The sequence below is a fragment of the Streptomyces cinerochromogenes genome, assembly GCF_014648635.1.
Classification (GTDB): domain Bacteria; phylum Actinomycetota; class Actinomycetes; order Streptomycetales; family Streptomycetaceae; genus Streptomyces; species Streptomyces cinerochromogenes.
The window spans coordinates 45,975-70,199 of the sequence record NZ_BMRM01000025.1 but is presented as its reverse complement, the minus strand read 5'-3'; the positions used below and the strand labels follow the sequence as shown (position 1 = coordinate 70,199).

General features: G+C 73.7%; 21 protein-coding genes and 1 pseudogene. 8 read left to right on the top strand and 14 right to left on the bottom strand.

Annotated features, from left to right (window positions below; genetic code table 11):
- Positions 1-8: 8 nt before the first annotated feature.
- The 5 genes and pseudogenes from IEZ20_RS35250 to IEZ20_RS35230 form a co-directional block, all read right to left on the bottom strand.
- Positions 9-860 (bottom strand): annotated as a pseudogene (locus tag IEZ20_RS35250) (SGNH/GDSL hydrolase family protein); the annotation flags it as partial.
- On the bottom strand, positions 857-2,032 hold the full coding sequence (locus tag IEZ20_RS35245) for a glycosyltransferase (RefSeq protein WP_189306376.1): 1,176 nt from the start codon (positions 2,030-2,032) through the stop codon (positions 857-859). The gene IEZ20_RS35245 and the pseudogene IEZ20_RS35250, both read right to left, overlap by 4 nt.
- The gene (locus IEZ20_RS35240) at positions 2,029-3,156 is read right to left on the bottom strand and encodes a glycosyltransferase family 4 protein (protein ID WP_189306374.1); all 1,128 of its coding nucleotides are present in this window, start codon (positions 3,154-3,156) and stop codon (positions 2,029-2,031) included. Before IEZ20_RS35240 ends, IEZ20_RS35245 begins: the two co-directional genes overlap by 4 nt.
- A 198-nt stretch (positions 3,157-3,354) precedes the next feature.
- Positions 3,355-4,773 carry a HEAT repeat domain-containing protein gene (locus IEZ20_RS35235; RefSeq protein WP_189306372.1) on the bottom strand — a complete coding sequence of 473 codons (1,419 nt, stop codon included), beginning with the start codon at positions 4,771-4,773 and terminating at the stop codon, positions 3,355-3,357.
- 300 nt (positions 4,774-5,073) lie between these two features.
- Positions 5,074-5,466 (bottom strand): ankyrin repeat domain-containing protein, encoded by a 393-nt coding sequence (locus IEZ20_RS35230; protein ID WP_189306370.1) that lies wholly within the window; start codon positions 5,464-5,466, stop codon positions 5,074-5,076.
- 283 nt (positions 5,467-5,749) lie between these two features.
- Here IEZ20_RS35230 and IEZ20_RS35225 point away from each other — a divergent pair, with 283 nt between their 5' ends.
- Together IEZ20_RS35225 and IEZ20_RS35220 are read left to right on the top strand one after the other, a co-directional pair.
- Positions 5,750-5,944 (top strand): hypothetical protein, encoded by a 195-nt coding sequence (locus tag IEZ20_RS35225; protein WP_030620070.1) that lies wholly within the window; start codon positions 5,750-5,752, stop codon positions 5,942-5,944.
- Between the two features lie 40 nt (positions 5,945-5,984).
- Positions 5,985-7,595 carry an ATP-binding cassette domain-containing protein gene (locus IEZ20_RS35220; protein ID WP_189306368.1) on the top strand — a complete coding sequence of 537 codons (1,611 nt, stop codon included), beginning with the start codon at positions 5,985-5,987 and terminating at the stop codon, positions 7,593-7,595.
- 413 nt (positions 7,596-8,008) lie between these two features.
- On the opposite strand, the gene IEZ20_RS35215 is transcribed toward IEZ20_RS35220, so the two are convergent.
- The gene (locus IEZ20_RS35215; RefSeq protein ID WP_189306366.1) at positions 8,009-9,517 is read right to left on the bottom strand and encodes an SCO1417 family PLP biosynthesis transcription factor; all 1,509 of its coding nucleotides are present in this window, start codon (positions 9,515-9,517) and stop codon (positions 8,009-8,011) included.
- Between the two features lie 64 nt (positions 9,518-9,581).
- Between IEZ20_RS35215 and yczE the strand changes: the two genes are divergently transcribed.
- From yczE to IEZ20_RS35195, 4 genes are all read left to right on the top strand, one after another.
- Complete coding sequence (gene yczE / locus IEZ20_RS35210; RefSeq protein WP_229896425.1) at positions 9,582-10,307, top strand: membrane protein YczE; 726 nt, start codon at positions 9,582-9,584, stop codon at positions 10,305-10,307.
- Positions 10,304-11,080: a glycerophosphodiester phosphodiesterase family protein gene (locus IEZ20_RS35205; RefSeq protein WP_189306363.1), complete on the top strand. Its 777-nt coding sequence runs from the start codon at positions 10,304-10,306 to the stop codon at positions 11,078-11,080. Before yczE ends, IEZ20_RS35205 begins: the two co-directional genes overlap by 4 nt.
- A 55-nt stretch (positions 11,081-11,135) precedes the next feature.
- A complete protein-coding gene (locus tag IEZ20_RS35200) occupies positions 11,136-12,488 on the top strand; it encodes an MFS transporter (RefSeq protein ID WP_189306360.1) in 1,353 nt (450 codons plus the stop codon).
- 278 nt (positions 12,489-12,766) lie between these two features.
- Positions 12,767-13,141 (top strand): RNA polymerase-binding protein RbpA, encoded by a 375-nt coding sequence (locus IEZ20_RS35195; protein ID WP_003977404.1) that lies wholly within the window; start codon positions 12,767-12,769, stop codon positions 13,139-13,141.
- A gap of 181 nt (positions 13,142-13,322) precedes the next feature.
- Here IEZ20_RS35195 and fxsA read toward each other — a convergent pair whose 3' ends face one another.
- The 4 genes from fxsA to IEZ20_RS35175 form a co-directional block, all read right to left on the bottom strand.
- Positions 13,323-13,880 (bottom strand): FxsA family membrane protein, encoded by a 558-nt coding sequence (gene fxsA, locus IEZ20_RS35190; protein ID WP_189306358.1) that lies wholly within the window; start codon positions 13,878-13,880, stop codon positions 13,323-13,325.
- 109 nt (positions 13,881-13,989) lie between these two features.
- Positions 13,990-14,784, bottom strand: coding sequence for a polyprenol monophosphomannose synthase (locus IEZ20_RS35185; protein WP_189306356.1), 795 nt, complete (start codon positions 14,782-14,784; stop codon positions 13,990-13,992).
- A 579-nt stretch (positions 14,785-15,363) separates the two neighbouring features.
- Positions 15,364-16,980 (bottom strand): amidohydrolase, encoded by a 1,617-nt coding sequence (locus tag IEZ20_RS35180; protein ID WP_189306354.1) that lies wholly within the window; start codon positions 16,978-16,980, stop codon positions 15,364-15,366.
- Between the two features lie 89 nt (positions 16,981-17,069).
- Complete coding sequence (locus IEZ20_RS35175; protein ID WP_189306352.1) at positions 17,070-17,510, bottom strand: Lrp/AsnC family transcriptional regulator; 441 nt, start codon at positions 17,508-17,510, stop codon at positions 17,070-17,072.
- A gap of 234 nt (positions 17,511-17,744) precedes the next feature.
- Here IEZ20_RS35175 and IEZ20_RS35170 point away from each other — a divergent pair, with 234 nt between their 5' ends.
- Positions 17,745-18,179 carry a hypothetical protein gene (locus IEZ20_RS35170; RefSeq protein WP_189306350.1) on the top strand — a complete coding sequence of 145 codons (435 nt, stop codon included), beginning with the start codon at positions 17,745-17,747 and terminating at the stop codon, positions 18,177-18,179.
- A 6-nt stretch (positions 18,180-18,185) separates the two neighbouring features.
- Here IEZ20_RS35170 and IEZ20_RS35165 read toward each other — a convergent pair whose 3' ends face one another.
- From IEZ20_RS35165 to IEZ20_RS35155, 3 genes are all read right to left on the bottom strand, one after another.
- Entirely contained in the window at positions 18,186-19,283 is a 1,098-nt protein-coding gene (locus IEZ20_RS35165; RefSeq protein WP_189306348.1) for a phosphotransferase family protein, read from the bottom strand.
- Positions 19,284-19,300: 17 nt separating this feature from the next.
- Positions 19,301-20,401 carry an Rv3169 family protein gene (locus IEZ20_RS35160; RefSeq protein WP_189306346.1) on the bottom strand — a complete coding sequence of 367 codons (1,101 nt, stop codon included), beginning with the start codon at positions 20,399-20,401 and terminating at the stop codon, positions 19,301-19,303.
- A 333-nt stretch (positions 20,402-20,734) separates the two neighbouring features.
- Complete coding sequence (locus tag IEZ20_RS35155; protein ID WP_189306344.1) at positions 20,735-21,919, bottom strand: acyl-CoA dehydrogenase family protein; 1,185 nt, start codon at positions 21,917-21,919, stop codon at positions 20,735-20,737.
- A gap of 365 nt (positions 21,920-22,284) precedes the next feature.
- Here IEZ20_RS35155 and IEZ20_RS35150 point away from each other — a divergent pair, with 365 nt between their 5' ends.
- A complete protein-coding gene (locus IEZ20_RS35150) occupies positions 22,285-23,553 on the top strand; it encodes a glycoside hydrolase family 18 protein (RefSeq protein WP_189306342.1) in 1,269 nt (422 codons plus the stop codon).
- A gap of 14 nt (positions 23,554-23,567) precedes the next feature.
- Here the strand turns inward: IEZ20_RS35150 and IEZ20_RS35145 are convergent, their stop codons facing one another.
- Positions 23,568-24,221, bottom strand: a complete 654-nt coding sequence (locus tag IEZ20_RS35145) for a TetR/AcrR family transcriptional regulator (RefSeq protein ID WP_373304033.1) — start codon at positions 24,219-24,221, stop codon at positions 23,568-23,570.
- Positions 24,222-24,225: the final 4 nt, after the last annotated feature.

Here is a 24,225-nt window from a genome sequence, read left to right as displayed (position 1 = left end):
CCGTGTTCCAAGGACGCCAAGGCCGACGAGAGCGCCGCCGACGCGCGCAGGTCCAGACGGGCGCCGGTGCCCCGCGCGCGGTGGCGGAGTTCGTCGGCGGCGAGGCGCAGCAGCTGCGGCAGCAGGTCGTTGCAGCGCCGGAGCACCCAGCCGGTGCCGGCCGTGGCCAGCCACCAGAGGCTCGCCGTGCGGGTCGGCGCGGGGAACTCCGGCTCGGGCGAGGGCGGCAGGCCGGTGGCGTGGCCGGTCTCGGCGAGCAGGGCGTGGCAGCGGACGGCGAGCTGCCGGTGGCCGCGCTCGCCCGGATGCAGCCGGTCCGCGCTCCACAGGCTCCGGTCGGTGGTCCAGCCGTCGTCCGCGGCGTGCACGTGAAGGGCGCCGTAGCGGTCGGACAGCGCGTGGACGACCGCGTTGACCGCCCGTTGCCGACGGGCCAGCGGCCGGGCGAGGGCGTCCGGGAGCCGGAGCATCGCGCCGGGGTCGGGCAGGCAGGCGGTGAGCAGGGTGGCGTCCTGCCGGGTGAGGGACGCGTAGACGTGGTCGAGGTGGGCGGCCACGGCGTGGATGTCGAAGGTGTGGCGCAGCGTGTCGTTGACGCCGATGACGACGGACACCAGGTCGGGCCGCAGCTCCAGGGCGGCCGGTGTCTGCTTCTCCCGCACGTCCCGGGTCTGCGCCCCGCTGACCGCGAGGTTGGTGAACCGCACCTGCTCGCTGTCCTCGGCGAGGGAGGCCGCCAGCAGCGCGGCCCAGCCCCGCCACCCGGTACCGACCGGGTCGCCCACGCCCTCGGTCAGCGAGTCGCCGAGGGCGACGAACCGGACGGGTCGGCTCCGCCGTCGTGCCGCACCGGCTCTCATGCCACGCCCTCCGGCACGGCGGGCCGGGCGCCGACGGGGCACAGCACCTCGGCGTCGTGGGCCGCCAGGAAGGCCTCCACGGCGGTTCCCCAGCCGAAGCACTCCGCACGCGCGCGTGCCGCTTCCCGCCGCTCGGGCTCGCCGCGGTCCAGGAGCAGTTCCACGGCGTCCGCGAAGGACTCTCCGCCGCCGGCGGCGGTGGCCCCTGCGGACCCGATGACCTCGGGGAGCGCGGACGACGCGCTCGCCACCACCGGTGTGCCGCAGGCCATGGCCTCCAGCGCGGCCAGGCCGAAGGTCTCGGCGGGCCCGGGCGCCAGGCACACGTCGGCGGAGGCCTGGAGCGCGCCGAGGGCCGTCCGGTCGGAGACGTGCCCGAGGAAGGCGACCGGGAGCCCGCGGTCCCGCGCGCGCTGCTCCAGCCGGGCCCGCAGCGGTCCGTCCCCGGCCACCACGAGCACCGCCCGACGCCCGCGCCGCAGCAGCGCCTCCAGGGCGTCCAGGGCCGTGCCGGGGCGCTTCTCGACGGAGAGCCGGGAGGCCATCACGAGCAGTGTCTCGTCCACGCGCGCGTGGCGGCCACGCAGCCCGGCGTCGCGCAACGCGGGGTGGCGTTCCATCAGGTCGACGCCCAGGGGGGCGCGTACGACGTTGCGCGCGCCGATGCGGACGAACTCGCGCTCGGCGAACCCGGTGGTGCACACGACCCGCGAGTAGACGTGCGCGGTACGGGTGTTGAGGGAGTCGGCGGCGCGCCGGGCGAGCGGCTCGGGCAGGCCCCAGGTGCGCAGCACGCCGTCCGTGGTCTCGTGGGAGACCATCACGGCGGGCACGCGCGCGCGTCGGGCCCAGCGGCCGGTCCAGCGCAGGGTGGTCCGGTCGGAGACCTCCAGCCGGTCCGGGGCCAGCTCCTCCAGGAGGGCGGCCACGCGCCGCTTGTCCGTGAGGACGCGGTAGCCGCCGGTGCCGGGGAGCAGCGGGCCGGGCAGGGTGATGACCCGGCCCTGCTCGGTGTCGCGGTCGGTGTGCCGTTCGCCGGGCACGATCAGGACCGGGTCGTGGCCCGCGGCCCGGAAGCCCTTGCCGAGTTCCCGCAGGGCGGTGCGCAGGCCGCCGGAGGCGGGGGCGACGAAGTTGGCGAGACGGACGATGCGCAGGGACCGGCCGGTCATGCCGCCACCGCCGTCCTCCGGGCCGCGAGGACGGCGTCGTAGTGGGCGAGCAGCTGGTCGCCCACGGCGGCCCAGGTGCGGTCCTCGACCGTCGCGCGGGCGGCGGCGCCGTACGCGGCCCGCCGCGCGGGATCGGCGGCCAGGGCGCGGACGGCCTCCTGCACGGCGGTGGCGTCGCGCGGCGGGACCAGCAGGCCGGTGCGGCCGTGGTCGACCAGGTCGAGCGGGCCGCCGGCGGCGGGCGCGACGACCGGGACGCCGCTGGCCATGGCCTCCTGGACGGTCTGGCAGAAGGTCTCGAAGGGCCCGGTGTGCACGAACAGGTCCAGCGAGGCGAAGATCCGGGCCAGTTCGCCGCCGGTGCGGCGGCCCAGGAAGACGGCGCCGGGCAGCGCCTCGGCCAGAGGCGCCCGGCTGGGTCCGTCGCCGACGACCACGAGCCGCACGCCGGCCAGTCCGCAGACTTCCGCGAGGAGTTCGACGTGCTTCTCGGGGGCGAGCCGGCCGACGTAGCCGACGATCAGTTCGCCGTTCGGGGCGAGTTCGCGACGCAGCGCCTCGTCCCGGTGGTCTGGCCGGAAACGTACGGTGTCCACCCCGCGCGGCCACAGCCGTACCCGCGGTACGCCGTGCTCCTCCAGATCGGACCGGGCGGCGTTGGAGGGGGCCAGGGTGCGGTCGGCGGCGGCGTGCACGGTGCGTATCCGCCGCCAGGCGGCGGCCTCGCCGGCGCCCATGTAGGTACGGGCGTAGCCGGCCAGGTCGGTCTGGTAGACGGCGACGGCGGGGATGCCGAGCCGGGCGGCGGCGGCCATGCCGCGGACGCCGAGGACGAAGGGGCTGGCCAGGTGGACCACGTCGGGGCGGTGGGAGACGAGGGCCGCGGCCAGGCGCCGGCTGGGCAGCGCGACGCGGACCTGGGGGTAGCCGGGGAGCGGGAGGGAGGGGATGCGCACGACCGGGCACGGGGCGTCCGTGTCGGGGCCGGTGCCGGGCGCCGGAGCGGGGGCGACGACGAGCGGGTGGTGACCGCGATCTACGAGGTGCCGGGCGGTCTGGAGCGCGCAGTGGGCCACGCCGTTCACATCGGGGGGAAAGGATTCGGTCACGATGACGACACGCATACGGGTGTTGTCGCCGTGCCGGACGTGCCCGCGTCAACGTCGATCTTTCGGCGCGGGGAACGTCCCATGAGCGTTGGGCTGCACACCCGAGCGGGTCAGACGGCCGTCATGGCCGCCTGACCCGCGGGTCATCCGCTGTTCACCCGGCGGGCGCCCGTCCGCCGGGCGGGGGAACGGGAGGGGGTGAGCCGGTGCGGCTCAGCCGAGGGCGGCGTCGGGCCCGAAGCGGCTGCGGACCGCGGTCTGCACCTCGTCCTCCTCGGCCGGATCGGCGGCCAGGCGGCGCAGGCGCTCCACGACCCGGGCGTCACCGGTCTCGGCGTGCCGGGCGGCGAGTTCGCGGGTGGTCTCCTCGCAGTCCCACAGGCACTCGACGGCGAAGCCGGTGGCGAAGGAGGGGTCGGTGGCGGCCAGCGCGCGGGCGGCACGGCCACGGAGGTGGGAGGAGGCCGTCTCGCGGTAGACGTGGCGCAGCACGGGGGCCGCGCAGGCGATGCCGAGGCGTCCGGCACCGTCGACGAGGGTCCACAAGGTGGGCGCGTCCGGCCCCTCTCCGCGTACGGCCTCGCGGAGGGCACCGAGGACGAGGTCGCGGTCCTGGGCGCCGCCACGGCAGGCGAGCATGCGGCCGGCTGCGGCGCCGAGCGCGTCGGGGCGCTGGGCCCAGCCGCGCGCGCGGTCGACGGCGGCGACGCTCCGCATCCGCTCGAAGGCGTCGACGGCGGCCTCCACGACGGGCGCCGTCCCGTCGGCGACGGCGGCCTCGATCAGGTCGAGCGCGTCCCGGTCGTTGCTGTCGGCGAGGTAGCGCAGGGCGGTGCAGCGGGCCCCGTCGGTGCCGGTCCGGGCGGCCCGGAGGATCTCGGGCCGGTCCTCGGGGCCGGCCACGGCCGCCAGGCAGCGGGCGGCGGGCACGTGGAGGGCGGCACCGCGCTCCATGCCCTGCTGGGCCCACTCGAAGACGGCGGCCACGCTCCACCCCGGGCGGGGCCCGGTCGGCCGCAGCTGCCGCTGCCACCGGTCGAAGCAGCCGGTCTCCTGGGCGGCACGCACGCGTGTGGCGATCGATTCGCGCGGGTCCTCGGCCCACAGCCGCCAGGGCCGCGGCTCGAAGGCGTCGCGCACGGCGGCGGCCAGCTCGGCCTCGCCCTCGGGATCGGTGCCGAAGCGGGCCAGGACGGGGGCGGCGAGGGCGCGCAGGCCCGCGTCGTCGTCCCTGAGGGCCAGCTCGTCCAGGGCCCAGGCCCAGTTCGAGCCGTGGGCGGCGTACCTGCGCAGCAGCGCCAGGGCGTCCCGCCGGCCGTAGGAGGCGAGGTGGCCGAGGACGGCCAGGGCCAGGCCGGTGCGGGACTCGTCGGTGTCGAGGATGTCCTCGGGGTCGAAGAGGTGTGCCTCCACGGCGTCCAGCTCGCCGTTCAGGTCGAGGTAGAGCCGGGCGTAGTACAGGGAGCGGTTCTCCACCTGCCAGTCGTGGCGGGGGTCGCGCAGCACACAGTGGTTCAGGGCCGCGAGCGCTTCGGCGCGCGGGGCGGTGAGCGCGTGCAGCGTGCCGTCGCCGCGGCCTCTCTGCAGGAGGCCGAGCAGCGTACCGCTGGGCGCTATGACCGGATCGAACATGGGAAACAGCCTCACATCAAGCGTCGACGCAACCGGGGAACACGCATTACCTGGCCGCGTGACACAACGTCGGAGCGCCCGCCGTCTCTTGCTTGCTGTAGACCATCTCTCTCTGCCTCTCGTCGGTGGCCCATGCGGACCGCATCACGGCCCGCGCGGTGCGGCAACACCTGCCCAGCCATCGCGTCCGTGAATCACGACGTCATGATGACCCGCGGTGTGTGCTGCCGCGACCGTATTTCCGGCGGCCCTGTACCGCCTCCCCCGTTTTCCGTGTCGTACCTGGTCAGTGCGTCGACGTCAGTGGACGCCGAACAGTTCCAGAAGCTCCTTCTTGCCGAACATCCGGGCCGTTTCGACGGCCGACGGCATGCCCGCGGAAGGGTCGGCTCCGCCCTCCAGGAGGGCCTTGATCACGTCCGTCTCACCCTTGAAGACGGCACCTGCGAGCGGGGTCTGACCCCGGTCGTTGACCTGGTCCGCCGCCGCGCCGCGGGCGAGCAGCGCGCGCACCGCGTCGGCGTGGCCGTGGTAGGCGGCGAGCATCACCAGGGAGTCACCGCGGTCGTTGGTGAGGTTGGCCGGAACACCCGCGTCGACATACGCCACGAGCGCTTCGGTCTGCCCCTGCCGGGCCAGATCGAAGATCTTGGTCGCCAGCTCCACGACCTCCGGGTCGGGGGCTTCGCTCATCGGCCGGACCGCCTCTCCATGCTGATTCGGGGACTGCTTCGTACGAGTGAATCGCCAGCGTACTGGCTCGCGTGGCACATGACCCGATGTGCCCGAGGTAAGGATCAGCAGCACCCCCCGCCCAAGGCACCCCAGCCGGTCAACCGGGCCTTGACCGGCTCCTCCGGACGAGGGAAATCAACCGATTTCCACCCAGTTGCACCTTTAATCGTATGGATACATCCTGTGATCCTGGAAGAACTCATGGTGACTGTCCCCCACCTTCGACACCAGGAGGCCCGAAATGATCCTCTCCCTCTCAGGCGTGCTGCTGCTCGGCATCGTCGTCTTCCTGTTCTTCCGCAAGGACGGACTGAAGGGCTCGCACGCCACGGTGTCGGCCCTGTTCGGCTTCTACCTGTCGACCACAGGCATCGCCCCGAGCATCAAAGCCGGCGGGGAGAGCCTGGCCAGCCTCCTGGGCGGCATCAAGTTCTGACGCCGCCCGTCCCGCCCGCACGCACCGACAGGAGTCAGCAGTGGCCCGGCGCCCTCTCCCCCGCATCCTGAGCAAGGACAGCGCCCAGATCGCCCGGACGCAGATCGCCCGGAGCAGGGAGCTGGCCCGGACGGCGGCCGACAGCGCCACCGACGTCCTCCACCCGCTGATCACCGTCACGCGCGGGCTGCGCCTGCTGGCCTCGGCCGGCCGGCGCAGGTGGGCGGACACCCCCAAGGACAGGCGCGGGCCACTGCTGTTCTTCGTGGCCGCCCTGTTCCTGCTCGTGGCCCTGATGCCGTACGGACCGCTGTTCGCCGTCGTCACCGTGATGGCGGCAGCGGCCTGGCAGGGCCGCGACCGCACCCCGTCGGCGCCCGAAGGGCCCGACGAGTCCCAGACCGAACGGCTCCAGGCCCTGTACGAGGCGCTGGTGCCGTACTTCTCCGGCGCCGACGACCCGGCGCCGCTGTACGCGCACGGCGGCGCCTGGGACAAGGCGTTCACCACCCACGAGTTCGACGACGCCGGACGCATCGGGCACCTCGTGATCCGCTACCCCGCGTACTTCCCGGACGGCGAGGCCGAGGCCCGCGCGCGGATCGAGCAGTTGCTCACCGCGAAGGCCGGACGCACCCGGGAGTACCACTTCGCGTGGGACGAGGCGGGCAACCAGCTCACCGTCACCGCCCTCCCCCCGCTGCCCGCCGACATCCCCGCCCAGCGCTTCGTCACCGCGCCCGGCGAGACCGTGCTGGGCTTCACCGACCCCAGCGAGGTCCAGCGCACGCTCCCCCTCTCCTACGGCGAGGAACGGATCGACGTCCCGCCGGTCGTCTGGCGCACCGGCATCCGCTCCACCGAGCCGCACCTGCTGGCCATGGGCCACCCCGGCAGCGGCACGTCCACCCTGCTGCGGTCCATCGCCCTGCAGACCCTCCAGTACGGCGACGTGCTGATCGTCGACGGCGGCGGCACCGGCGAGTACGCCTGTCTGACCGGCCGGGACGGTGTCCTGGGCGTGGAGTGCGCGCTGGCCGGGGCGCTGGCCAGCCTGGAGTGGGCCGCGCAGGAGACCGAGCGGCGGCTCATCGCGGTCAACCTGGCGCGGCAGGCGGGCGACCCGCCGCCGGAGGACACCCGGCGCCCGCTGTGGATCCTGGTGGACCGCCCCGGCGTCTTCGCGCACCTCGCCGCGGCGGACGGCCGCAAGGACCCGCAGGCGCTGCTCCAGGTGCCGCTGCGGCACGGCCGCGCGGCGAACGTGACCGTGGTCGTGGCCGAGCAGTTCGACAGCGCGGAGGCGTTGAGCGACGCGGTACGGCAGCACACGCGCGCGCGTGTCGTGCTCGGGACGGCGGCGCCGCAGCAGGTGGAGGCGGTGCTGGGCGTGCCGCCGCACACGACGCCGATGTCCCATGTGCCGCCCGGGCGGGGATACGCGCGGCTGGGGTCCGGTCCGGTGCACCGCCTGCAGGTACCGCGGACACCCGACCCCTACGACGACGCCACGAGCGACGCCGACCGGCAGGCGGTACTGGGGCTGCTGCCGGCCCGCGCGGGGGCCGGGGCCGGGGAGCCGACGGACCTGACGAAGCCGTCGGAGGAGAAGACCCCGGTGGCCGCGGAGGCCATGGCGGCCGAGAGCTGACCGCGCACCCCGCGCCGCGGCTGGGCGGGGGTTCGCATCGCCTGGCGGCACCGCCAGGGCGCCGCGTGCCGCTGCCGGGGCAGGGGCAGCGGCCGGGTCGCTCACCAGCGCCCCGAAGCTCACCAGCGCCCCGAAGCTCACCAGCGCCCCGAAGGGATGCCTCCCTCAAGCGCTTCGGGCAGGGGGCGCCCCCGGCACCCGCCCGTGCCGCCCCCGGCGGCACGACCGCCCGCAGCCACGGGCGCCCCGGAGGGGCGCGGGGAACTGCGCGAGCAGCCACGAAGGACCCGAGGCCAGGAACGCACCCCGACCCCACGCCACAAGCACGCCAAGCTCCACCCGGCCCACGCCACAAGCACGCCAGGCCCCACCCGGCCCACGCCACAAACGCCGCAGGCCCCGCCCCACCCCGCCTACGCCACAAACGTCCGCGGTGCCTCCGTCCCGCCCGTCGCGCCCGACTCCACCAGTCGGGCCGCGGCGGCGAGTCGTACCGCGGCTTCCTCCGCCACCGCTCCCCCGACGGTGAACGGAAGACGGACGTAGCCCTCGAAGGCGCCGTCGACGCCGAAGCGGGGGCCGGACGGGACGCGGACGCCGGTCCGCTCGCCCGCCTCCGCGAGGCGGGAGCCGGAGAGGCCGCCGGCGCGGACCCACAGGGTCAGACCCCCCTGCGGCACCTCGAACTCCCAGTCCGGCAGCTCCCGCCGGATCGCGGTCACCAGCGCGTCCCGGTTCTCCAGCGCCTGCGCCCGGCGCAGCTCGACCGCCTGCTCCCAGCCCCCGGTGCTGAAGAGCCAGTTCACGGCCAGCTGCTCCAGCACCGGCGTGCCCAGGTCGGCGTAGGCCCGCGCGGCGACCAGGCTGCGGATGACGTCCGGCGCCGCCCGCACCCAGCCGATCCGCATCCCCGCCCAGAACGCCTTGCTGGCCGAGCCGACGGTGATCACCGTGGAGCCCGCCGGGTCGAAGGCGCACACCGGCCGGGGCATGCCACCGTCCCGGAACTCCTCCTCCAGCCACAGCTCGGTCATCGTCTCGTCGGCGACGAGCACCGTCCCGGCCGAGCGGGCGGCGTCCACCAGCCGGCGCCGCTGGTCCTCGCCGGCGAGCGCCCCGGTGGGGTTGTGGAAGTCGGCGACCACGTAGGCGATCCGCGGCGCGGCCTCGCGCAGCACCTGGCGCCAGCGGTCCATGTCCCAGCCGGACAGGCCCTCGGCCATCGCGACGGGGATCAGGCGGGCGCCCGCCTCGCGCATCAGCTGGAGGATGTTGGCGTAGGACGGTGACTCCACGGCGATCCGCTCGCCGCGGCCCGCGAAGAGGTGGCAGATGGCGTCGATGGCGCCCATCGCCCCGGTCGTCACCATGATCTGCTCCGGCATGGTGGGGATCCCGCGCGCGGTGTAGCGCTCGGCGATCATCGAGCGCAGGGCGGGCAGTCCGGCCGGGTAGTCCCCGTGGGTGTGGGCGTACGGCGGCAGTTCCTCCAGCGCGCCCTGCACGGCACGGGTCAGCCACGGCTCGGGCGCCGGGAGCGAGGCGCAGCCCAGGTCGATCACCGAACCGAGGGCCTCGGGGGGCAGGGGTTCCAGGCCGCGTGCCGGGATCGGGTTGCCGGCCGGTACGGCGGTCCAGCTGCCGGCTCCGCGCCGGGACTCCAGGAAGCCCTCGCCGCGCAGCGCCTCGTAGGCCGCCGCGACGGTGGTGCGGCTGACGGACAGGGCCAGGGCCAGTTCGCGTTCCGCGGGCAGCCGCGCGGCCACCGGGACGCGGCCCTCCAGCACCAGCAGGCGGATGCCGTCGGCGAGGGCTCGGTAGGCGGGGGGACGGCGGGTGCCGGGGCCGGCCGGACGGTCCTGCTGTGAGTTGAGGAGCCGGGCGAGCTGCGCGGCTCCCACGGCCGAGGTCCACTGCGCCATGAAGATCAGTCCACCTTCCCCGAATTGGCCATGGATGGCGATTCGTCCCAAGCCACAGAGTGTCATGCGTCAGGCCACCGTCACCACCCAGGGGGGAATTCCCGTGTCCGCTCCCGACCCCGCCACGCCCAGCGCCTCCCCTCCCGGCCGCCATCTCCCCCGCCGGCTGGTCCAGCTGTACGCCGGGCTCACCCTCTACGGCGCGAGTTCCGCGCTGCTCGTGGCGGCGGGGCTCGGGCTGGAGCCGTGGAACGTGCTGCACCAGGGGCTCGCGGAGCTGACCGGGCTGAGCATCGGGGTGGTGTCGATCGTCGTGGGCGCGGCGGTGCTGCTGCTGTGGGTCCCGCTGCGCCAGCGACCCGGGCTCGGCACGGTCTCCAACGTCTTCGTGGTCGGCCTCGCCATGGACGGCACGCTCGCGCTGCTCCCGGACGCCCGTTCCCTCGCCGTGCGGGTCCCGCTGCTGGTGGCGGGCATCGTGCTGAACGGAGCGGCGACGGGCCTGTACATCGCGGCGCGGTTCGGGCCGGGTCCGCGCGACGGGCTGATGACGGGGCTGCACCGGCGCACCGGCCGGTCGATCCGGCTGATGCGGACGGCGGTCGAGGTGGCGGTGGTGGTCACCGGGTTCCTCCTGGGCGGCACCATCGGGGTGGGCACCGTGCTGTACGCGGTGTCCATCGGCCCGCTCGCGCAGGCCTTCCTGCGGGTGTTCGCCCTCCCGTCGGCATCGACGGGCAGCACGGTCGTTGCCGGAGCGACACCCGAACGAGCCATACTGCGTCCGTGACCCTCACGACACCGCGCCCGCGCCACCCCTACCTGGAGCACCCGGGGCCGATCGCCTTCGCCCACCGGGGCGGGGCGGCCGACGGCCTGGAGAACACCGTGGCGCAGTTCCGGCGCGCGGTGGAGCTGGGCTACCGGTACATCGAGACCGATGTGCACGCCTCGGCGGACGGCCGGCTGGTCGCCTTCCACGACGAGACCCTGGACCGGGTCACCGACGGCGCGGGCCGGATCGCCGACCTGCCCTGGACGGAGATTCAGCACGCGCGCGTGGGCGGCCGGGAACCGGTACCGCTGTTCGAGGAGCTGCTGGAGACGTTCCCGGAAACGCGCTGGAACGTCGACATCAAGGCGGAGTCCGCGCTGCGGCCGCTGCTGGAGCTGATCGAGCGCACGAACGCCTGGGACCGGGTCTGCGTGGGCTCCTTCTCCGAGGCACGGGTGCTGCGGGCGCAGCGGCTGGCCGGACCACGGCTGGCCACCTCGTTCGGCACGCGCGGGGTGCTGAACCTGCGGCTGCGCTCCTGGGGGCTGCCGGCCGCGGTGCGCCGCTCGGCGGTGGCCGCGCAGGTACCCGAGGCCCAGTCGGGCGTACCCGTGGTCGACCACCGCTTCGTCCGCGCCGCCCACGCGCGCGGGCTGCAGGTGCACGTGTGGACGATCAACGAAGCGGAACGCATGCACCGGCTCCTCGACCTCGGGGTTGATGGCATCATGACCGATCACATCGACACGTTGCGCAAGGTCATGGAGGAGCGCGGCAACTGGGTCTGACCGCCCGGCCGCCCGGCCCGAGCCTTCGCAGGAGCACGGGGAAGCGAGGGCACGGGTGAGCACCGACACCGTGCGGACCGGGGCGGCGGACGAGGCCGCCGGCCTCCTGCGCGAGCAGCGCGGCTGGTACGTCTACGACTGGGCCTGCTCGGTCTACTCGACGAGTGTCCTCACGGTGTTCCTCGGCCCGTACCTCACCTCGGTCGCCGAGCACGCCGCGGACGGCGACGGCTATGTGCACCCGCTGGGGATCCCGGTCCGCGCGGGCTCCTTCTTCGCCTACTCGGTGTCCCTGTCGGTGATCGTGGCGGTCGTCCTGATGCCGCTGGCGGGCAGCGCGGCCGACCGCACGGGCCGTAAGAAACCGCTGCTCGCCGCGGCGGCGTACACCGGCGCGGCGGCCACCACCGCGATGTTCTTCCTGGACGGCGACCGGTATCTGCTCGGCGGGGTGCTGCTCGTCGTGGCCAACGCGGCGCAGTCGGTCGGGATGATGCTCTACAACTCCTACCTGCCGCAGATCGCCCCGCCCGAGCAGCGCGACGCCGTCTCCTCCCGGGGCTGGGCGTTCGGCTACGCGGCGGGCTCCCTGGTGCTCGTCGCCGACCTGGTGCTCTACTCGGCGCACGACTCCTTCGGCCTCTCCGAGACGGCGGCGGTCCGCGTCTGCCTGGCCTCGGCCGGGCTGTGGTGGGGCGCCTTCACCCTCGTACCGCTGCGCAGGCTGCGCGACCGCCGCACGCGCGTCGCGCACGCGACGGCGACGGCGCCGGGGCTGCGGCAGCTCGCGGCGACGGTCCGGGACATGCGCCGGCACCCGCTGACCCTGGCGTTCCTGCTGGCGTACCTCGTCTACAACGACGGCATCCAGACGGTGATCACCCAGGCCTCGGTCTACGGCTCCGAGGAGCTGGGACTCGGGCAGTCGACGCTCATCGGGGCCGTGCTGCTGGTGCAGGTGCTGGCCGTGGCCGGTGCGCTGGCGATGGGCCGGCTGGCGCGGACGTACGGCGCCCGGCGCACGATCCTCGGCTCGCTGGTGGCCTGGACGCTCACGCTGGCGGCGGGCTGGTTCCTGCCGGCACGGGCGCCGGTGTGGTTCTTCGCGCTGGCCGCCGGCATCGGCCTGGTCCTCGGCGGCAGCCAGGCGCTGTCGAGGTCGCTGTTCTCGCACCTCGTGCCGCCGGGCAAGGAGGCCGAGTACTTCTCCGCGTACGAGATGAGCGACCGCGGGATGAGCTGGCTCGGCCCGCTGCTGTTCGGGGTCACCTACCAGCTGACCGGGAGCTACCGGTCGGCGATCTTCTCCCTGGTGGCCTTCTTCGTCCTGGGTTTCGTCCTGCTCGCGCGGGTACCGGTACGGCGGGCGATCGCCGAGGCGGGCAACCCGGTTCCGGAAAGGATCTAGCGTTGATTTAGCACTCGGCGTGAAAGGGCGGTAGTGTACGCGTTTGGCCTGCCAGGCGTACCGTTACTGCGCGTCAAAGATGCCGAAACGCTGGGTGACATCTGCTAGCAGATGTGACAAACCGGGCGCCTGTGGGTAGAACAAGGGGCGGCTACGACGGCGACGCATGACCCGGAACGGGACTCGGAACGGGAATCTTTACCGCCGACCGGACGTTGACCGGATGACGACGACAGCGACACCTGTCCTGTGGGCGACAAGCCCGGGAGGCACGATTCATGAGTGAGCGAGCTCTTCGCGGTACGCGCCTCGTGGTGACCAGCTACGAGACGGACCGCGGCATCGACCTGGCCCCGCGCCAGGCCGTGGAGTACGCATGTGAGAAGGGGCACCGTTTTGAGATGCCCTTCTCTGTCGAGGCGGAGATCCCGCCGGAGTGGGAGTGCAAGGTCTGCGGCGCCCAGGCACTCCTGGTGGACGGCGACGGCCCTGAGGAGAAGAAGGCCAAGCCCGCGCGTACCCATTGGGACATGCTGATGGAGCGGCGTACCCGTGAGGAACTCGAAGAGGTCCTTGAGGAGCGTCTCGCGGTTCTGCGTTCGGGGGCGATGAACATCGCGGTCCATCCCCGGGACAGCCGCAAGAGCGCCTAGTCCCGGAAGCGGGGCTTCGGCCGGTCTACAGCGCAACGCATCCGACTGCGGGCGCCGTACGTGGATTCCACGTACGGCGCCCGCAGTCTCTTTTTCCTCGCCGGCCGGCGTGTTTCCCGCAGGCCGGCGTCTCGTTCGCAGGCCGGCGTCTCGTTCGCGGGCCGGCGTCCTTTTCGCGGGGTCAGCGCGTCAGCGGCGGGCGGGGGTCCTGCGGGGCGCCGTGCGGCTGGTCGTCCCGGATCACCTCGCCCTGCACCACCCTGCCGTCGGGCCGGTGCATGCGGGCCTGCTGGAAGGCGTCGCCCAGGCTGCCGGGGGCGGCCTTGCGCAGGCTGCGCTTCAGGGCGTTCTCGGCGAAGCGGCCGACCGCCTTCTGGACCGGCGGGAGCAGCAGGAGCAGGCCGGCCGCGTCCGAGACGAGGCCGGGGATCATCAGCAGCAGGCCGCCGAGCATCATCAGGCCGTTGCCGCCGCCGCGCGCCGGCGAGCCGCCCTGCTGCAGTGCCTCGTTCAGGCTCCGGAAGGCGCGGCGGCCCGCCCGCTTGATGACCACGGAGCCGGCCACGACTCCCGCGACGAGCAGCAGGAACACCGTCGGCCCACCCGCCGCGCCCGCGACCACGGTCAGCAGCCAGATCTCCAGCACCAGCCACGCGGCGAGGCCCAGCGGCAGATACCTGCGCAGCCGGGAGGGCCGGCGGCGGGCGGTGTACGGGGAGGTCGGAGCGCCAGTCGTCATGCTCCCAGTGTGCCTGGGCGCGGCTCAGCACGGGATAAGGGGTGCGATCAGCCGACGCCGGACCGCGCCCGGCTCGCCAAGCGGCCGGCCCTCGCTCCGCAAGGCGTGGCTAGGGGTGCTTGTCCTTGCCGGTGAGCTTGCCCAGGCGGTCCCCGACGCCCCAGGCGGTGACCCGCCACAGCGCCTCGACCACGATGTCCCGGCTCATCTTGGAGTCGCCCAGTTCGCGCTCCACGAAGGTGATGGGCACCTCGACCACGTGGTAGCCGGCCTTCACCGCGCGGCGGGCCAGGTCGACCTGGAAGCAGTAGCCCTGCGAGGCGACCTCGCCGAGGCCGAGTCCCTCCAGGGTCTCCCGGCGGAAGGCCCGGAAGCCGCCGGTGACGTCCCGGATCGGTACGTCGAGCATGAGCCGCGAGTAGGTGGAGCCGCCGCGCGAGAGGAACTCACGGGACTTGGGCCAGTTCACGACCCGGCCGCCGGGCACCCAGCGGGAGCCGAGGACCAGGTCGGCGCTCTTGAGGGCGGTGAGCAGCCGGGGCAGTTCCTCCGGCTGGTGGGAGCCGTCGGCGTCCATCTCGATCAGCACGCCGTAGTCCCGCTCGATGCCCCATCGGAAGCCCGCGAGGTAGGCGGCGCCGAGGCCCTCCTTGCCCTTGCGGTGCAGCACCTTGACGTGGTCGTCCTCGGCGGCCAGCTCGTCGGCGAGCTTGCCGGTGCCGTCGGGACTGTTGTCGTCCGCGATCAGTACGTGCGCCTCGGGGACGGCCTTGCGTACCCGGCCGACGATGGTCTTGATGTTCTCCGCCTCGTTGTAGGTCGGGATGATCACCAAGGCCGTGCCGAGCGGACCGAACTGCCTCCCCTGGGCCTTGGCCGCGAGGGTCCCGTCGCCGTCGTTCACTGCTGCCCCTTCATGTCGTACGCAGGGTCCACCATAGTGGCCGTCTCCTGGGAAGACGTGACAGCGCGTGCGTATCGTGGTGTCGATTCCCCAAGAGCGGGGTAAGAGTCGTGCTTTCCGGCACCTTCCGGCCGCCGGTGGGCACGTTTCGGCCGCCCGCGGGCACGTTCGTACCGCGGCGGATGGGGGCCCGGCGCCCTTCGGGCCGACCTGGGACCCGCTGGCTGCGGGTCGACCGAAAGCCGTTGTCTACTGAGCGCCCGGGCCCCACCCGGGTCACACCTGGCCGACCAGCCTGGACGTCCCCTCGTCGGCGCGGGCGCTGAGCCTGGCTCCCAGTGGCGGTGTCCCGGTGCGGCACACCGTCCCTGACCCAGCGGCGCCGCGACGAGTCGGCTGAACGTCCCCCGGTCGGACGTCCGGTGGTGGACTCGGACGAACCTACCGGCCCCTGGCCGGAGAGTGTCAAACCCCCCTCCGACCAGGGCAGACGGCACCGACGTCCCGGCTGGTGCGGAGGATGCGCAGGTCGGGCGGCGTGGCCCCGGCGGCCGGCGGCCGGTGCGCCACCCCGGGAGATCACTCGCCCGGCCGTACGAACACCGTCCGTCCGCCCACCACGGTGCGCAGGCAGACCGGCAGATCGCGGCCGGGGGTGAGGTCCGGCAGGCCGGGCGTGCCGGAGCGCGGGTCGGTGGACCAGCGGGCGACCCGGTCGTCGGGGGCCTGCACGACCAGCTCGTCGGTCCGCCAGACGGCGTAGTCGGCGGGTGCGCCCGGGACCAGGACGCCCGCGTCGTCGCGGCCGACGGCCCGCCAGCCGCCGCGGGTGTGCGCGGTGAACGCGGCACGGACGGAGACCCGGTGCTCGGGCGTCCGGTGGAACGCGGCGGCGCGGACCGTGCCCCACGGGTCGAACGGGGTGACCGGGCTGTCGGAACCGAACGCGAGCGGGACGCCGGCGCGGAGCAGCGCGGCGAAGGGGTTGAGGGTGCGGGCCCGCCCGGCACCCAGGCGCCGGGCGTACATGCCGTCCTCGCCGCCCCACAGCGCGTCGAAGGCGGGCTGGACGGAGGCGATCAGGCCCAGCTCGGCGAAGCCGGCGACGGTCTCGGGGGTGAGCATCTCGGCGTGCTCGACGCGGTGCCGGGCGGCGCGGATCCGGGTGAGGCCCACCTTCTCGGCGGCGGCGCGCACGCCCTCGACCACGGTGGCCACGGCGGCGTCGCCGATGGCGTGGAAGCCGGCCTGCAGGCCCGCCTCGGTGCAGGCCACGACGTGGTCGGCGACGGTGTCGGCGTCCAGGTAGGCGGTGCCGGTGTGCCCGGCGTCGGCGTACGGCTCGTGCAGGCAGGCGGTGTGCGAGCCCAGGGCGCCGTCGGCGAACAGGTCGCCCGCGGCACCGGCCGCACCCAGCTCGCGGGCCCTGGCGACCCCTTCCCCGCCCCGCTCGGCCCAGTAGCCGACCACGCGGGGACCCGGCTGTTCGGCGGCGAGCCGCAGCAGGCCGGTGAAGTCGTCCTCGGAGGAGATCTGCGGGCCGCCGCACTCGTGCACGGTGCCGATGCCGAGGGAGGCGGCGTGCGCCAGCGCCGCGCGCTGGGCCTCCTCGCGCTGGACAGGGGTGACGGCGGCGAGGGCGGCCGCACGGACGGCGTGGTGGGCGTCCTTGGTCAGCGGGGCGTCCTCGCGGGACACGTCGCCGCCGACCAGGTCCAGCAGGGCGGTGCTGACGACCGCCGAGTGCACGTCGATCCGGGACAGGTACAGGGGGCGTCCGCCGGTGGCCTCGTCCAGTTCCGCGCGGGTCGGCGGCCGGCCGCCGGGCCAGCGGGCGGCGTCCCAGCCGTGGCCCAGCAGCACCCGGTCGTCGGGGCGGGCGGCGGCGAACTCGCGGATCCGGGCGAGGGCCGCCTCCAGGGAGGGGGCGCCGGACAGGTCGAGGCCGGTCAGGGCGAGACCGGTGGCGGTGGTGTGCACATGGGCGTCGGTGAAGGCCGGGGTGACCAGGGCGCCGTCGAGGTCGACCACCTCGTCCACGCCGTCGGCGAAGGCATCGGCGGCCCCCTCGGAGCCGACCCACGCGACGTGGCCGCGCTCCACCACCATCGCGGTGGCGAAGGGGTCCGCGGGGCTGTGCACCTCGCCGCGGCGGAGCAGGACGGTCTTGGGAGGCTCGGCGGTGCGGTTGCTCATGGCCGACAGTTTCTCCCGGCGCCGGGCGGCAGGTGCACCTGGGGCGCCTCAAACGGCCCCGGCGGCGGGCGGCGGGCGTGCGGCGGCCGTCAGATCTTCGGCGGCCGGGCCTCGTACGGTGTCGAGAGGACCACCGTGGTCCGCGTCGACACCCCGGCCAACGAGCGCAGCCGGGCCAGGAGTTCCTCCAGTTCGTGCGGGGTGGAGACGCGCACCTTGAGGATGTAGTTCTCGTCGCCGGCCACGCTGTGGCAGGCCTCGATCTCGGGGACGCCGGCGAGGCGGTCCGCGATGTCGTCGGGGGCGCTGGGATCGAACGGTTTCACCGAGATGAACGCGGTCAGCGGCAGCCCGACGGCCTCCGGGTCGACCACCGCGGCGTAGCCGCGGATGACGCCACGCTGTTCGAGCCGGCGCACCCGCTGGTGCACGGCCGACGTGGACAGGCCCGTGGCCTTGCCCAGGTCTGTGTAGCTCATCCGCCCGTCCGTGACGAGCAGCTGCACGATCTGACGGTCCAGCTCCTCCATGCCGCCACAACCTACAGGGCGCTTGATCTCCACGGATACCCGAGAGACGCAGGTCATCCCCTGTTCCGCGGAAAAAGCACCGGGAAGGGCACCCGCGCGCGTCATGTGACGAACACCACACGCCTCGAACGGGCTCCGTGATGTTCTCGTGATTACCGCCGAGACGGGACGGGAAGTGCTTGCTGTGGTCGAGGCCGCAGCGCCTTCACGGCCCAGCCTTAGGGGGAGAATCCCATGCAGAGTACCCATCGCCCTGGTCGTTCCGCGTCCGCGCACCGGCAGCCGGTCGCCGAGCCCGAACCGGAGGGCGTCGAACCCGACGCCTTCGACGACGAACTGGACGCCTACGACACCTTCGAGATGTACCGGGTGATCTGCCCGGACTGCGCGCAGCCCATCGCGCTGCTGGCGGACGAGGAGTTCCTGCCGGAGCACGCGCTGTGCGCCTCGCCGTGGAACCCGTTCGGGCTCACGGTGTGCGCGGGTACGGGCCGTGCGGCGGCCGACGCCCGCCCCGCGGACGAGTCCGTCGAGCCGCAGGAGCAGGACACCGCCCTGCTGCTGACGCTCCCCCAGGGTCTGGACTGGCGGACGCAGCCCTTCTCGCACGTCGGCGGCCCGGGCTCGCGCCCGATGCGCGTGCCGGTGATGCGCCGCCAGGCCGCCTGAGCCGGCTCACCCCGCCCAGTACGTGCCCTGCACCATGGCGCGCAGGCTGCCGTGGTGCAGGATCAGCGTGTCCGGGTCCGCCGGGACGGCGGCCTCCCCGAAGTGCACCTGCCGGTAGGCGATGCGCAGCATGACGATCGCGTGCCGCAGGGCGGCGTAGAGGGTGTAGAAGTCCATGTCCCGCGGGGTGTGACCGGTCAGGCGCGCGTACCGGGCCTCGACGCGGTCGCGGCGCAGGAAGTCCGGCAGGCCCCGCTGCCCGGAGCCGGTGGCGAGGTCCTGGAAGAACCGGTGCAGGTAGATCGTCCAGCCGAGGTCCACCTCGCGCGGGGCGGGCGCCGCCATCTCCCAGTCCAGTACGGCGACGGGCTCGAAGCCGTCGTGGACGACGTTCCCGATGCGCGCGTCTCCCCAGGTCAGGACGGGTTCGCCGGGTTCGCGCGGCCACAGCTGCTCCAGCCGGTCGAACGCGGCCTCGATGAGCGGCGAGCGGGCGAGCCCGTCGATCACCCAGGCGTAGTAGGCGCGTTGGGCCGTCACATGCCGGCGCAGCGCGCCCCCCGGGCCCGGCAGGGCGAGGAACTCGGCTTCCGCCGCGGGCACTTGGTCGTGCAGCCGGGCCAGCAGCCCCACCATGGCCGCTTCCAGCTGCTCGCGCTCGGCGTCGCTCGCCGCGTGCAGCCAGTTGCCCTCGTAGGTGTACGGCATGACGTCCGGCGGGACGCGCCCGGCCACCCGTGCCATGACGAGGAACGGCGCCCCGAGCGGGCCGGGGTCCTCCTCCAGCCACAGCACCCGGGGCACCGGCACGTCCGTCCGCTCGGCGACGAGCTTCAGGGTGCGGTACTGGCGGGCCATGTCGTACTCCGGGAAGACGGTGTACGCCGACGGGTCCGCCGCCAGCCGCAGCACGCAGGAGCGGACCGGTGGCCGCGGATGGTCGATGTCGAACAGCAGGGTCTCGCTGGACATGCCGTTGGAAGCCGGGACGGTCACGCCGGCCGCCCGGGCGCCGGGCAGGCGGGCGCCCAGCCAGGCGGTGAGGCGGCGGGTCAGTTCCCCGGGGTCCCGGGTGGTGGTGCGCGGACGCGGTGCCGTGGCCATGACGACGGAGATCCTCCTTACGGCGCCGTGGAGTCGAAGCCGGTGAAGCCGCTCGGGTCGTGCCGGCCGAAGCAGCCGTGCTCGAAGACGCCGTACCCGGTCCGCCCGTCCATGCGGAAGCGTGCGGAGTGGTCGGTGACGCCGTAGGCGGCGAGGGGGTGCGGCGCGGACAGGTCGTAGGTACGGCGGTCCACCCAGCCCCTGCCCTGCCAGGTCCCGTGCTGCCAGTCGTCGGCCGGCGGGTAGCCCGCGCCGATCGCGAGCGGGGAGGAGGCGAGGATCTCCACCTCCAGTTCCTCCGGCTCGCGCGGGTCACCGAGGTGGATGACGGCGCGTTCGGGGTGCCTGGTGCCGGAGCGGTAGCCGATGTCGGCCCGCGGCCAGCCGAGTTGGCGGTCGCGGTGGCCGGGGCGGACGAGGGTGGCGTCGTTCAGGGTGCGGTAGCCGTCGCCGTCCTCCTGGGTGATGACCATCAGGAAGCGGTCCTCGAAGGCCACCGGGCACCAGATCCAGTGGAAGCCCTCGGTGGGGTGGTCGGCGGCGAGCCGGCCGCCGTCCTCGCCGGGGACCGGGCGCACGCCCCAGCTGCGGTCCCGGGTACCGGTCCAGCCCTCCGCCGAGACCGCGAACTCCGTGCCGGCCGCCCGGATCACGCCCGTCACCCGCCCGGCCTGGACGAAGCGGCGGCCCTCCAGGGTGAGCCGGTCACCCCGGCGCTGGAGGTGGTGCGGCTCCCACAGGGCCGGGAAGGCGGCGGTCCAGGTGAGGTCGTACGACAGCCGTGCGTCGGTGCAGACCAGGCGCAGTCGCTGGAGCGGCCGTACCACCTCGATGCGCAGCGGGCCGACGACGAGCCGCATCCGGTCCTCGCCGAGCGCGTCCGAGGCGCGTACGGCGTGCAGGGTGTCCCCGGTGCGCAGCGTGGCGTAGGCGTCGATCACACCCAGGTTGGGGTAGACGCCGAGGCCCAGGATGAGCAGGGCGCGGCCGGTGTGGTCGAAGACGTGGAAGATGCAGCGGTCGTAGGCGTTCCGGTCGCCGGTGGCCACGTGCCTCATGGAGAGCGGCACCTGGTGCACCGGGTACTCGTCGAGCGGTACGGGACGGTCGTCGGCCACGGTCACCCCCTGGGCGATGGTCAGCTGACGGTACGTCAGCCGACCGGAGGTGGCCAGAGCGGCGGCCGGACGGGGGTGGACTGACGCACGATTCCGCCGGGGGGTGACCTGTCCCGCCCTCTCCGCGTTGCCCGGGTATGACCCCCACGTACTCGGCGACCGGGCGTCAGCGCCTCATCTTCGTCCCGCGCCCGGCGGAATCGGTGCCGCCGGGCGCGCCGCCGCAGGACCCGCCCATCTACCGCGATCTCCTGCGCACCTGGGCCGACCGGGGCCGTACCCTGCCGGGCCGCCACGACCCGGAGTGGGTCAGGCTGGCGTCCCCGGCGGTGCTCACGGGCCAGTTCGGCGACCTTCTGGCCCCGCCAGGTGACGGGCGATGACCATCCGCTGGATCTGGTTGGTGCCCTCGACGATCTGCAGGACCTTGGCCTCGCGCATATAGCGCTCGACCGGGAAGTCGGCGGTGTAGCCGTAGCCGCCGAGTATCTGCACCGCGTCCGTGGTGACCTTCATCGCCGTGTCGGTGCAGTGCAGCTTGGCCATGGCGGCCTGCTTGGCGAACGGCCGGCCGGCGTCGCGCAGCCGGGCCGCGGCGAGGTAGAGCGCGCGGCCCGCCTCGATCTGGGTGGCCATGTCGGCGAGCATGAAGCGCAGGCCCTGGAAGTCGGCGATGGGGCGGCCGAACTGGCGGCGCTGGGTCGCGTAGCGGACCGCCTCGTCCAGGGCGGCCTGGGCGAGGCCGACGGCGCAGGCGGCGATGCCGAGCCGGCCGGAGTCGAGCGCGGAGAGGGCGATGGAGAAGCCCTGGCCCTCCTCGCCGATGCGCCGGTCGTCCGGGACGCGGACGCCGTCGAAGTGCACCTGCGCGGTGGGCGAGCCCTTCATGCCCATCTTCTTCTCGGGTGCCGCGCCGCTCACACCGGGCGCGTCGCCGGGCACGAGGAAGGCGGTGATCCCGCGCGGGCCGTCCTCACCGGTGCGGGCCATCACGGTGTAGAAGTCGGCGATGCCGCCGTGGGTGATCCAGGCCTTGGTGCCGTCGATCACCCAGCCGTCGCCGTCCCGGACGGCCTTGGTGCGCAGGGAGGCGGCGTCGGAGCCGGAGGACGGCTCGGACAGGCAGTACGCGCCGAGCAGGCCGCCGCCGAGCATGGCGGGCAGGTGCTCGACCTTCTGCTGCTTGGTGCCGTGGGAGGCGAGCGCGTAGGTCGCGAGCGTGTGGACGCTGACGCCGAGACCCACGGTGAGGCGGGCGGTGGCCAGCTCCTCCAGGACCTGGAGGTAGACCTCGTAGGGCTGCTCGCCGCCGCCGTAGTCGACGGAGTACGGCAGGCCCAGCAGGCCGGATTCGGAGAGCAGGGTGAAGATCTCGCGTGGGAAGCGGCCCGCGTCCTCCTCCTCCGCGGCCTTCGGCGCGATCTCGCGCTGGGCTATGTCCCGGACGAGGGCGAGCAGGTCTCTCGCCTCTTCCGTGGGCAGTTGACGCTCCACCGGCTGCGGGTCGCGGTCGGACATGGCGTCGGGCTCCTCCCTGTTCGGGCACCGGCGGTCCGGCCCGGGGTGGGGGCGGCTCCGCCTGGTCGTTGCGCTGGGCCACGGACACCCGCTCCCGGGTCTCGGAAGCTGCTGACCTGCGGCATGCGCTGTGAGTATGCCCGATCAACGACCTCCCGTCACCAGTTAACGACCGCTTACTTCAGGAGTCCACTCCGGGCTTCCCGTGGGGCCTCCCGGGGGGCCGCCCCCGGGGCTCCGCCCTGGCCCGAACTGGTCCGAACCATTGACCTAGTGGTCTAGTCCTCCTACTGTGCATGACCAACGCTTTACCGCGTTCATGCCAATCGGCGCGCGATCCCCTCTCCCCCACGAGGAGACACCCGATGCACACTCCCCACCGCTCCCGCTCCCGCTCCCGCTCCCGCTCCCGCTCCCGCTCCCGCGTCCGCGCCCTCGTCTCGGCGGCCTGTACCGCCGCCCTCGGCGCCGGGCTGCTGGCCGGCACGGGCACGGCGACCGCGGCGACGCCCGGCGCCCCGCGGCTGACGGCCGGCTCCAAGGTCGTCGGCTACTTCACCGAATGGGGCACCTACGACCGCAAGTACTACGTCAAGAACATCGAGACCTCCGGCTCCGGCGCCAAGCTCACCCACATCAACTACGCCTTCGGCAACGTCACCGGCGGCAAGTGCGCGATGGGCGACTCCTACGCGGCCACCGACCGGGCCTACACCGCCGCCGAGTCCGTCGACGGCGTCGCCGACACCTGGGACCAGCCGCTGCGCGGCAACTTCAACCAACTGCTGAAGCTGAAGAAGAAGCACCCGGGCCTGAAGATCCTGTGGTCCTTCGGCGGCTGGACCTGGTCCGGGGGCTTCGGCGAGGCCGCGAAGAACCCGGCCGCCTTCGCCCAGTCCTGCTACGACCTGGTGAAGAACTCCAAGTGGGCGGGCCTGTTCGACGGCATCGACATCGACTGGGAGTACCCGAACGCCTGCGGCAACACCTGCGACACCAGCGGGCGGGAGGCCTTCAGGAACCTCGTGTCCGCCCTGCGGTCGAAGTTCGGCTCCGGGAACCTGGTGACCGCCGCGATCACCGCGGACGCCACCGGCGGCGGCAAGATCGACGCGGCGGACTACGCGGGCGCCGCCGCCTACGTCGACTGGTACAACCCGATGACCTACGACTATTTCGGCGCCTGGGACACCACCGGCCCGACCGCCCCGCACTCCCCGCTGAACTCCTACGCGGGCATCCCCAAGGCGAACTACTACACCTCGGCGACCGTCGCCAAGCTCAAGGGCCTCGGCATCCCGGCCTCCAAGCTGCTGCTCGGCATCGGCTTCTACGGACGCGGCTGGACCGGCGTCACCCAGACGACCCCCGGCGGTACCGCCACCGGCCCGGCCGCCGGAACGTACGAGCAGGGCATCGAGGACTACAAGGTGCTCAGGACCAAGTGCCCGGCGAACGGCACCGTCGGCGGCACCGCCTACGCCAAGTGCGGCAGCGACTGGTGGAGTTACGACACCCCGGCCACCATCGCGACGAAGATGTCGTACAAGAACCAGCAGGGCCTCGGCGGCACCTTCTTCTGGGAGCTGAGCGGCGACACCGCGAACGGTGAGCTGATCAAGGCGATCAACTGACGGTTCTCCCCGGTTCAGCCGTCCCGGCGGGCGGGCGGCGGGGCGGGGTGGGCGGGGTCCAGCTCCTCGATGGCGCGCAGGGCCCCGCCGAGCGTCTTCACCAGCAGCTCGCGCATCGTGTCGCGGGACAGGCGCGGACGGTCGATCCAGTCCAGGGTGGCGCCCTCCACACTGCACACCCAGGACAGCAGGCCCGTCCGGGCCAGCGGGGAGATGTCGCCGCGGCCGTAGGCCCCTTCGGCGATCGTGGCGATGATCGCCTCGCGCACGCCGTCCCGGATCGCGTGCACCTCGGTGTCGAAACCGACGCCGCCGCTGACGATGGTGCGGTAGGCGGCCTGGTGCTGTTCGGCGTAGCGCAGGTAGCCGTCGATCGTGCGGTGCACGCGGTCCACGGCGGGCAGCCGCAGGCCGCCCGCGGCGGAGGTGACCAGGTCGGCGACGGAGTCCTGGATGATCGCCAGGTAGTAGCCGCGCTTGGACCGGAAGTAGTAGTAGATCAGCCCCTTGGCGACCTGCGCCTGGCGGGCGATGTCGTCCATGGACAGCGCGTCGTAGGACGTGTCGGCGAACAACTTCCGGCCGATGGCGATGAGTTCGGCGCGGCGCGCCACGGAGCGCTCGGTGCCCCGCACCCGGGTGGCGGCACGCTGCTGCGGCAAGTTCACGATC